Below are 9,308 nucleotides of genomic sequence, written 5' to 3'. Positions count from 1 at the left end.
CGGTCGGCCGGCTGCGGCCGGTGGTTGAGCAGCCGGTGGCGCACGGGGGCGGCAACAGCTTCCCGAGCGGGCACGCGCTGAACTCCCTGATCTGCTACGCCGCGCTGCTGCTGGTGTTCCTGCCCGCGCTGCGCCGCAGCTGGCGCCGCCCGGTGCTGATCGCCACCGGCGCCGTCGTGGTGCTCATCGGCTTCAGCCGGCTGGCGCTCGGCGTGCATTTCCTCTCCGACGTCCTCGGCGGCTGGGCGCTCGGCGCCGCCTGGATCGGGCTCTGCGCGGCCGCGTTCGAACTGATGCGCCAGCAGCACGGCGACCGGGTCACTGCGCCGCTCGAGGAGGGGCTGGAGCCGGAGGCGGCCGACGATCTGCACCCGACCGAGCCGCACGACGGCGAGCTCCAACCGGCGCCGCTCGGGCACGGCCAGGACGGCACGCCGCGCGGACCCGCCTGGATCGTCACCGCGATCGCGGTCGCATGGGTGCTCACCTTCGGAGCACTGGTGGGGCTGGGGACACCGCTCGCGCGGTACCACAAGGGAAATGGCAATGTCCTTTGGGACAGCACCCTCCCGCACTGGTTCGCCGCCCACCGCACCGGCTGGCTCGGGCACGTGAGCATCGTCGGCAGCGAGGTCGGCAACACGCACGCGATCCTCGCGATCGGCCTGGCCGTCGGCGCGGTCGCGCTGGCCGTCGCCCGCCGCTGGCGCCCGGTCGTGTTCCTGGTCACCGTAATGTTCGGCGAGCTGACGCTGTTCCTGGCCAGCGCGGCGATCGTGGACCGCGCCCGGCCCGACGTGGAGAACCTGGACGGCAAGATGCCCACGTCGAGCTTCCCGTCCGGGCATGTCGCGGCGACGATGTGCGTCTGGGCCGTCGCGGCGCTGCTGTTCATGCCCCGCGTCCGCGCGTGGTGGCGATGGCTTTTCCCTGCGCTCGCGGTGCTGATGCCGCTGTGGGTCGCGGTGTCGCGGATCTACCGCGGGATGCACCACCCGACCGACATCGTGCTCGGCAGCCTTGTCCTGTCCGCGCTGTGGGTGACCGCGACGTGGTGGCTGATCCGGCCCAACCGCGACATGGAGCAGTTCCAGGCATCCGCGCGGGAGCACGAACGGGAGCGGGTGGCCGTCCGATGAGCGACTGGTTCCTCAGCGAGGAGGAGCGCGGCAACCCGCACACCGCCCTCACAGAGGCGTGGACCGACGGCAACGCCGCGCGCCCGCTCGTCGATGGGCACGCCTACTACAGCGCGCTGCTGCCCGCGATCCGCCGCATGCGCCGCGGCGACCTGCTGATGTTCACCGACTGGCGCGGCGACCCCGACGAGCGGCTCGACGGCCCCGGCACCGAGATCTCCAAGGTGCTGTGCCAGGCGGCCGAGCGCGGCGTCATCGTCAAGGGGCTCATCTGGCGCTCCCATCTGGACCGGCTGCAGTTCAGCGAGCAGGAGAACCAGCATCTCGGCGAGGAGATCGAGGCGGCCGGCGGCGAGTGCCTGCGCGACATGCGCGTCCGCGCGGGCGGCTCGCACCACCAGAAGTTCGTCGTGCTGCGCCACCCCGGCCACCCGGAGCTCGACGTCGCCTACGTCGGCGGGATCGATCTGTGCCACAGCCGGCGGGACTCCTCGGCGCACGAGGGTGACCCGCAGGCGCTGCCGATGTCGCCGGAGTACGGCGCCCGGCCGCCCTGGCACGACGTCCATCTGGAGCTGCGCGGACCGGTCGTGGGCCAGGTGGAGGCGACGTTCCGGGAGCGCTGGGACGATCCGACGCCGCTGTCGCGCAATCCGATCTTCTGGCTGCACGACCGGCTCGCCCGCGAGGACACGCACGCCGACCCGATGCCGCCGCAGCTGCCCGACCCGGCGCCGGCCGGGGCCCTGAGCGTGCAGTTGCTGCGCACGTACCCGTTCCGGCACGGCGGATACCCCTTCGCCCCCGACGGGGAGCGCAGCGTCGCGCGCGGCTACCGCAAGGCGGTCGCGCGGGCGCGGCGCCTCATCTACCTCGAGGACCAGTACCTGTGGTCGCCGCAGGTCGCCGGCTGCTTCGCCGACGCCCTGCGCGAGCAGCCCGACCTGCACCTGGTCGCCGTCGTGCCGCGCCACCCGGACGCGCCCGGGCGCCTGGCCAAGACCCCGCAGTTGTACGGGCGGGACCGCGCCCTCGCGATACTGCACGAGGCCGGCGGCGACCGGCTGCACGTGTTCAGCCCCGAAAACGCCCAGGGCACGCCGATCTACGTGCACGCCAAGGTCTGTATCGTGGACGACGCGTGGGCCACCATCGGCTCGGACAACGTCTCGCTACGCTCCTGGACCCACGACTCGGAACTGACCTGCGCGGTCGTCGACCCGACCCGCGCCTACGCGCGGGAGCTGCGGCTGCGCCTCGCGCGGGAGCACCTGGGGGTCGAGATCGACGACGATCCAGGCACGTTCGTCGATGCGTTCGAGTCCTCGGCGGCGGCGCTGCAGCAGTGGCACGACGGCGGCCGCGCGGGAGCCCGGCCCCCGGGACGCCTGCTGCCATATCACGCACCGCGACTGTCGTGGTGGACGTCGCAGTGGGCCGGCCTGCTCTACCGGCACGTCCACGACCCCGACGGCCGCCCCCGCGCGCTGCGCCGGGACGGTGCCTTCTGACGGTTCATACCGTTCACTCTTCTGCCTCCTGCGCGTGCTCCCGTCGAGGAATGACCGCGTGGCACCGGCGACGTGTCGGTGTAAGGCGAAGCCTGGGCGTGACGCGCGACAGGCCCAGGCAGCGGCTCCGAGGACAGACCGAGCCGCTGCCGCGACCGCCATCCGCGACGACGATCCTTGTCCCGCTGTGCCGGACCCCCGCCGAAGGCGCAGATGTCCTGTGCCATCGAAGATGCTCTGCGTTCATGGCGCGCTTGACCTGTGCGGACACGGTTGGATGGCACGAGCGCATGCCGGTTCGTTCATGAGTCAAGAGACTGGAGTTGGCTTTCCGCGTGCGCGTGCCATCGAAGTTGCCCGGTTCGACGTGGCTGGAGGGTGCGGGACCTAAACCTCTGAACCGGCCCGTCGGATGATCCAAACGCAACTACAGTGCGTTACCGGACACGGTACGGATGACGCGGATCGCAGAAGAGGACGCCGGTGTCGGCCGATGAATTCGCGGTTATTCGTTGCCAAGGGGAGCTGAACTGGATACCGGCCGGCCGCCAATCTTCGGACAGCTCGCCCCGGGTCTGGCCGACGCGGACGGTCAACGCCATCTGCTGCCCGCGCCGAGCGGAGTGGCTGCGCTGGATGCAGCGAACGATGGCCGCGTGACGTAGACGGAACCCTCTATGTCGCTGCTTGAGACTCTCGTAGGAAACTCGGGCGAATGGCGTGCCACTGCGTTATGCCCCGCCCGGCGGCCTACCGAACGTGGCCATAACACAGCCGGACCGTATCGCGGCTCGCGCCCACTCGCGGTTTACCGTGTTGCGGTGGCCAGTGCCGCGCGGATGGCGTCCTCGCAGGCCCGCTGGCCCTTCTCGTTCGAGTACGGCCCGTACGGGGTCCCCCATACCGGCATGCCCGTCGCCTGCCGCCAGCTGTCGGCCAGTGGTCCGGCGTCCAGCACGCTGTACCCGATGGATTCGATGAATGCGGTCACCGCCGCCTTCGCCGGCGCGGAGTCCCCGGCGATCGGCAGGTACGAGCGCTCGGCCGCCCCCGCTGGGCGGGCGAGTGACAGCAGGTGCTTGAAGAAGATGTTGTTGAGCGCTTTCACGACCGTGGCGTCCGGGATGTACCGCAGCAGCAGCTCGCTTGAGGTGAGCGACTTGTTGTCGAGCTCGGAGATGTGCCCGTCACGCTCGGGGCCGTAGTTGCATGTGTCGATGATCGTTTTCCCGGCAAGCGGCGCGGCGGGCAGGTTGGGGAAGGCATTGACCGGCACCGTGATCACGACGATGTCACCGGCCGCTGCGGCTTCCCCGCTGGTCGCCGCGGACGCCCGTGGCCCCAGTTCCGCGACCGTGTCTGCGAGCGTTTCGGGACCGCGTGAGTTGCTGAGCACGACCTGATGCCCGGCCTCGACAGCGAGCCTCGCGATGGTGCTGCCGATGGCGCCGCTGCCGATGAATCCCACAGTAGTCATATTCTGAACCGTCCTCCTTGTCATGTGCCGGACTCGTGGCGATTCGGGTCCTTGCGGTCAGTCGGCGGGGAAGTAGTGGCCGTTGTCCAGATCGGCGAGCAGGCGGGGCTGAGCGGGTTCCCAGCCGAGGGTCCGGCGGGTGACGAGGTTGGACGCCGGGTAGCTCTGCGTGACGATGTTCGCGAGGAACCCGAAGTATCCCGGCAGCACCAGTTCGTCCATGGGAACGCTCACGGCGGGCAGGCCCAGACGCCTGCCGATGGCCTCGGCGATCTCGCGGAACGGGATGCCCCCGTCGTCGACCGCGTGCCAGTATCTGCCGGCCGGGCCCTTCTCCAGCGCCAGGCGGAACACGGAGGCGACATCGCGGATGTGCACGGCATTCCACAGGTTCGCGCCGTCTCCGGGGTAGCCGATGAAGCCCTTCTCCTTCGCGAGCGCGATCAGCGTCGGGAGGAAGCCAGCACGATCGGTCGTGCTGTGCGCGATGTTGGCGATCCGCACGATCGAAGACCGCACGCCCCGCTCGGCGAGGCCGATTACGGTGGTTTCCACGACGTTACGAGCCCGTAGGGTGCCCTTGTGCTCATCGCCGCTGGGAAGGGCCGGGTCCTCCTCGGTGGCCGTCCGGCCCAGGAATCCCTGCCCGGGCGAGCCGATGCTCCCCGCCGCGACCAGCGGCTTTCCGGTTCCCGCCAGTGCCTCACCGTAGGCGAGCATGATTGGGACCTCCGCGACGGCCACGGCGTGGATTCCGCCGGAGAAAAGCAGGTCCTGTCGGTGCGCGACGTGGATGACGCCGTCGGAGTCCGCGGCCGCCTCCTTGAGCCCGTCGAGATCCTCGAGGTCGCCGCGGCGTACCTTCGCGCCGAGCGCGGACAGCGCCGCCGCGGCCGTGTCTGACCGGGCCAGGCCGGTGACCTCGTGCCCGGCGGCGATGAGCTCGGGGACGATGTACGAACCGGAATGGCCGGTCCCGCCAGTGACGAAAACGCGCATGCTGCTGTTCCTTATAAGTGAGGTGGCGCGAGAAGTGGTGGTGCGTGTGTGCTCAGCTGAGATTGCTGACGCCGAGGGCGAAGTTGAAGTCCCCCACGCCGTGGCGGGCCAGGCTGATCATCAGCAGACCCGTCCCTTCCAGCCAGTGCGCCGTCTCCAGGCCTCCGGCGTCCAGGGGCTCTGTTCGCCGACTGCTCAGCGCCGGGGGCTCAGCCGGTAAATTCGTTGACGCCGAGGGCGAAGTCCCCGTGGCCAACCCCGTTGCCGGCGAGGCCCACCGTGACCAGGCCCATTCCTTCCAGCCAGTGCGCCATTTTCAGGCCGCCGACGTCCAGCGGGCGCAGCCCGAGGCTTTCGATGAATGCCGCCACGCCCGCCTTGGCCTGCGCATTGTCGCCAGCGATGAAGACGTTTGGCCGGCCCTTCTCCAGGACATTACGGAAAATGGTGTTGAATGCCTTCACCACGCTGGCGCTGGCCGGGGCCACCTTGGCGACTTCCTGCGCGATCGAGGTCTCCTCGCTGTGGGCCAGTCCGTCGAACGAGGCGTTGAAGGGGTTGCTGATGTCGACGATGACCTTGCCCGCGAGGGCGTCTCCGTACTCGGCGACGACCGGAACGACACTGTCGTACAACAGGGCCGTGATGACGATGTCCCCGGCCGGGACGGCGCCCCACTTGCCCGTCGTCGAGCCGCCGCCCAGAGCCTTGGCCAGCCAATCGGCCTTGGACTGATCGCGTCCCATGACCTCGACGGTGTTACCGCCCGCCACCGCGAGCGTGCCGATGGCACGGGCCATGTTCCCCGTACCGATGAGGGTGATGCTGCCCATGAGGTGTGCTCTCTTCCTGTTCTCGAGGTGTCGCTCTGTCTCGTTCGTGCCGGGTCGGGCGCAGGGCGTCGGCCGCGACGTTTCTGGGCCAACTGCCGCGCCTTTCCCGGCACCTCCGGCTCGTCGTCCGCCGGTAGGTTGGGATGCGTGAACCTGCCGCCATTCCAAAAGAGGGGGTCAAGTCAAGGACATGGGACGAGGGCATCCCGTGACCGTTACCCTCCCTCGGTGTGCAGTTCCCAGGGCTGCATGCCGACGAGAGGCGCGAGGTGACCCTGCATTTCGACGGCGGACGGCAGCGGGCGCCAAAATATGGCATTCCTGGAGTGTGGTTCAGATGGCGGTGGTGCCGCCGTCGGTGACCAGTTCCAGGCCGTTGACGTAGCTGGAGTCGTCGGAGGCGAGGAACAGGGCGACCGTGGCGATTTCTTCGGGGCGGCCCATCTTTCCGCGGGGGATGAGGGACTCGAATGCGGCCTTGGTTGTCTCGTCGAACAGTTCTTCCTGTTTGGCGGTGGCGACCTGGCCGGGGGTCAGGACGTTGACCCGGATCTTGCGGTCGCGTAGTTCGTTGAGCCAGACACGGGCCCAGGCCTGCTGGACGGCTTTGCTTCCCGCGTAGAGGCTCCAGCCAGGGAAGGCGCCGAGGGAGGCGTTGGATCCGGTCATGAAGATCGAGCCGTTGTCGTTGATCAGCGGCAGTGCCTTCTGCACGGTGAACAGGGTGCCGCGCGCGTTGAGCCAGAAGGCGCGGTGGAACTGTTCCTCAGTGATCTCGCCGAGGACGGCGGGTTCGCCCATCCCGGCACTGGCCCACAGCACGTCGATCGAGCCCTTTTCCTGCTTGACGGTGTCGTACAAGCGGTCCAGGTCGTCCAGTTCGGCCGCGTCACCCTGGACGGCGGTGACGTTGCGGCCGATCAACTTGACGGCGTCGTCCAGTGCTTCCTGCCGCCGGGCCTGGATGAAGACATGCGCTCCTTCCTCGACGAACAGTTGGGCGCCGGCCAGTGCCATGCCGGTGGACCCGCCGGTGATCACCGCTACCTTGCCATCGAGCTTTCCCACGATCACTCCGTTGAATTGATGAGTATCCAAAACAGTTCGGTTCTTATGCACAAGACTGTGTATAAGACGTACTCGATGGCTGGTCGGAGCGCCGTTGTTAACGGTTGTGTCGTCGATGCCGTCGAATGACGCGACAGGCCTGGCTCAATTCATCATGTGCCCGTGCCGGTTCCGGGCCCCGCTACCAAGTCCGAGGGCGAATTCTTATGCCGAATTCGCTCCGGCCCCATCAGGTACCTATTAAGGGTGCCATTGGCCTGAATGGGTGTCCAAGACCTCTTTCAGCGGTTGCGATACCCTGGAGGCATCGCCGGACCGGGAGGCTCCATGGATCTGGACCTGCGCAAGTTGCGCTACTTCGTCGCCGTCGCCGAGAAGCTGCACTTCGGCCGCGCCGCCGATGAGCTGCACATCGCGCAGCCAGTGCTCAGCCGGCAGATCCGCGCCCTGGAACAGGATCTCGGCACCCCCCTGCTGACAAGGGACAGCCACGGCGTGATGCTGACGGACGCCGGCAGGCAGTTGCTGACCGACGCCGGCCCGCTGCTGGCCACCGCGCACGCGGTCCGCCACCGGGTGACCGTGGCCGCACGCGGCAGCCAGCGGCTGACGGTCGGCTTCCGAGCGGGCATCGCGGTCACCCCAGCGGTACGGCAGTTCGCCACCCAGCACCCGAACGTGATCGTGGACGTGCAGCGGATCGAATGGGACGACCAGGCCACGATGCTGCTCGACGGCCGCATCGACATCGCCTACGTGCGCCTGCCCATCGACGAGACCGGCCTGCGCGTCACCCCGCTGTACACCGAACCTCGTGTGGCAGTGGTGCCCGCCGGCCACCGATTGGCCGGCAAGGAGCACATCACCGAGGCCGACCTGGCCGGCGAGCCGCTGGTCTGGCACATGGACACGAACACGCAGCCCACCAGGCGCCCGCACCCTAACGCCGGATACCTGGTACGCGGGGTGGACGAGACACTCGAACATGTCGCGGCCGGCCGGGGCATTTCGTTCCTGGCCCGTTCGGCAACCGTGTTCTACTCACATCCGGAAGTCAGCTATGTCCCCATCCCGGATCTGGCGCCCGACCAGGTGTGCCTCGCGGTGGCGGCATCGCGCACCTCGCCGGTGGTCGACGACTTCTTCACCGCGGCTCAGGCGGCGGCCGAGATAACCGCAGAATGCGGGAACTATGAAATGTGGCAGCTTGGAAGCGGCGCCGTTGTACAGCACGGCTGATCAATTCAGCGAGGCAACTTTACCCGTTGATCTCGATCTCATCGAGAATGCGGCGAATCCGCACGGATGATGTGATCTGTCGAGGGCCGACGAGACATCCCGAGGCAATATCGGCCGACCGACAAAGCGGGTGTCGCAATCCATTCGGCCCGTGCCGTCGCGTCGAACGCCTCCGCGTCGGCCTGCTGGATCTGATCGTCAGGACGGACGTCGATCACGACGCCCGAGCCGTCAGCCTGCCGAGCGAAGAAGTCCGGCACATGACGACGCGTTCGATCCTCGTGTCGCCACGACAACCAAAACGGTTGCGACGCCAAGGCCACCACATCGACCTGGAAGTCCAACAGCATCGCATGATCACGTTCGAGCCACGACTCGAAACCCACGTGGTCGCCCATCGTGGAGGACCACCACCAACCGGCGTAGCTGCCCAGCCCTTTCCCCCCAACGGAACCGACGAACCGGCGTCACACGCTCGAACGGCACATCCCAGCACGAACCCAAACTCCCACGACGCGACTCACCGTCCTCGCCCACGAACTCAACGGCGAACGCCGACGGGTTCACCCCGCTACCGATACAACCTGCTCATCAACGAGCCTCACTCCCGCAGCATCCCGCGTACCCGATCACCTTCGATGGCACCACGCCGCCAGTCGATCAGATTCGTTGGCACACGAGCACCTTCGATGGCACCGGACAGCAGAGTTCAGCACCGCCTCGGCGAGCGCGGCCTGCGCGACCCGGTCCGGGTCGCCGGTGAGCTGCTCGTACAGCGATGCGTCCTACTGCCCATCCAGGAAGCCGGCCACGAACTCAAGCATCTTGGCGAACGCGGACGAACATCACCACCGCACAGGCCATCGGGGCTACGCCCCGATGCTGCCGCCGGCCCACTCACCGAACATTTTCGAGTCAGGAACCGCGCCCGGCTGGCGCCGGCCGTTGTGGAGGCGGGAAAATCACGCGTGTCCGTCCCGGTTCGACGCCGAACAGTCTGTGGTGCTACGAGCCCGTGAGTTCAGGATGGCGGTGGGACCAC

8 protein-coding genes are annotated in these 9,308 nt (G+C 68.1%); 3 read left to right on the top strand and 5 right to left on the bottom strand.

Annotation, left to right across the window (positions count from 1 at the left end; all coding sequences use genetic code 11):
* A partial coding sequence (locus ABD901_RS57440) for a phosphatase PAP2 family protein (RefSeq protein ID WP_345144651.1) occupies positions 1-1,139 on the top strand: 1,139 nt, incomplete at its 5' end.
* Positions 1,136-2,650: a phospholipase D-like domain-containing protein gene (locus tag ABD901_RS57435; RefSeq protein WP_345144649.1), complete on the top strand. Its 1,515-nt coding sequence runs from the start codon at positions 1,136-1,138 to the stop codon at positions 2,648-2,650. The genes ABD901_RS57440 and ABD901_RS57435, both read left to right, overlap by 4 nt.
* An 808-nt stretch (positions 2,651-3,458) precedes the next feature.
* On the opposite strand, the gene ABD901_RS57430 is transcribed toward ABD901_RS57435, so the two are convergent.
* From ABD901_RS57430 to ABD901_RS57415, 4 genes are all read right to left on the bottom strand, one after another.
* Positions 3,459-4,127 (bottom strand): NADPH-dependent F420 reductase, encoded by a 669-nt coding sequence (locus ABD901_RS57430; protein ID WP_345144647.1) that lies wholly within the window; start codon positions 4,125-4,127, stop codon positions 3,459-3,461.
* Positions 4,128-4,184: 57 nt separating this feature from the next.
* Positions 4,185-5,126 (bottom strand): SDR family oxidoreductase, encoded by a 942-nt coding sequence (locus ABD901_RS57425; RefSeq protein ID WP_345144645.1) that lies wholly within the window; start codon positions 5,124-5,126, stop codon positions 4,185-4,187.
* Between the two features lie 209 nt (positions 5,127-5,335).
* A complete protein-coding gene (locus tag ABD901_RS57420) occupies positions 5,336-5,959 on the bottom strand; it encodes an NADPH-dependent F420 reductase (protein ID WP_345144643.1) in 624 nt (207 codons plus the stop codon).
* Positions 5,960-6,292: 333 nt separating this feature from the next.
* Positions 6,293-7,027 carry an SDR family NAD(P)-dependent oxidoreductase gene (locus ABD901_RS57415; protein WP_345144641.1) on the bottom strand — a complete coding sequence of 245 codons (735 nt, stop codon included), beginning with the start codon at positions 7,025-7,027 and terminating at the stop codon, positions 6,293-6,295.
* Between the two features lie 327 nt (positions 7,028-7,354).
* Here ABD901_RS57415 and ABD901_RS57410 point away from each other — a divergent pair, with 327 nt between their 5' ends.
* On the top strand, positions 7,355-8,266 hold the full coding sequence (locus tag ABD901_RS57410) for a LysR family transcriptional regulator (RefSeq protein WP_345144639.1): 912 nt from the start codon (positions 7,355-7,357) through the stop codon (positions 8,264-8,266).
* 38 nt (positions 8,267-8,304) lie between these two features.
* On the opposite strand, the gene ABD901_RS57405 is transcribed toward ABD901_RS57410, so the two are convergent.
* Positions 8,305-8,700: a TnsA-like heteromeric transposase endonuclease subunit gene (locus ABD901_RS57405; RefSeq protein WP_380139669.1), complete on the bottom strand. Its 396-nt coding sequence runs from the start codon at positions 8,698-8,700 to the stop codon at positions 8,305-8,307.
* Positions 8,701-9,308 lie beyond the last annotated feature (608 nt).

Origin of the sequence: Dactylosporangium darangshiense, from assembly GCF_039537565.1 — a bacterium.
GTDB lineage: Bacteria > Actinomycetota > Actinomycetes > Mycobacteriales > Micromonosporaceae > Dactylosporangium > Dactylosporangium darangshiense.
The sequence above is the reverse complement of the archived record's forward strand: the minus strand, read 5'-3'. Positions and strand labels throughout refer to the sequence as shown.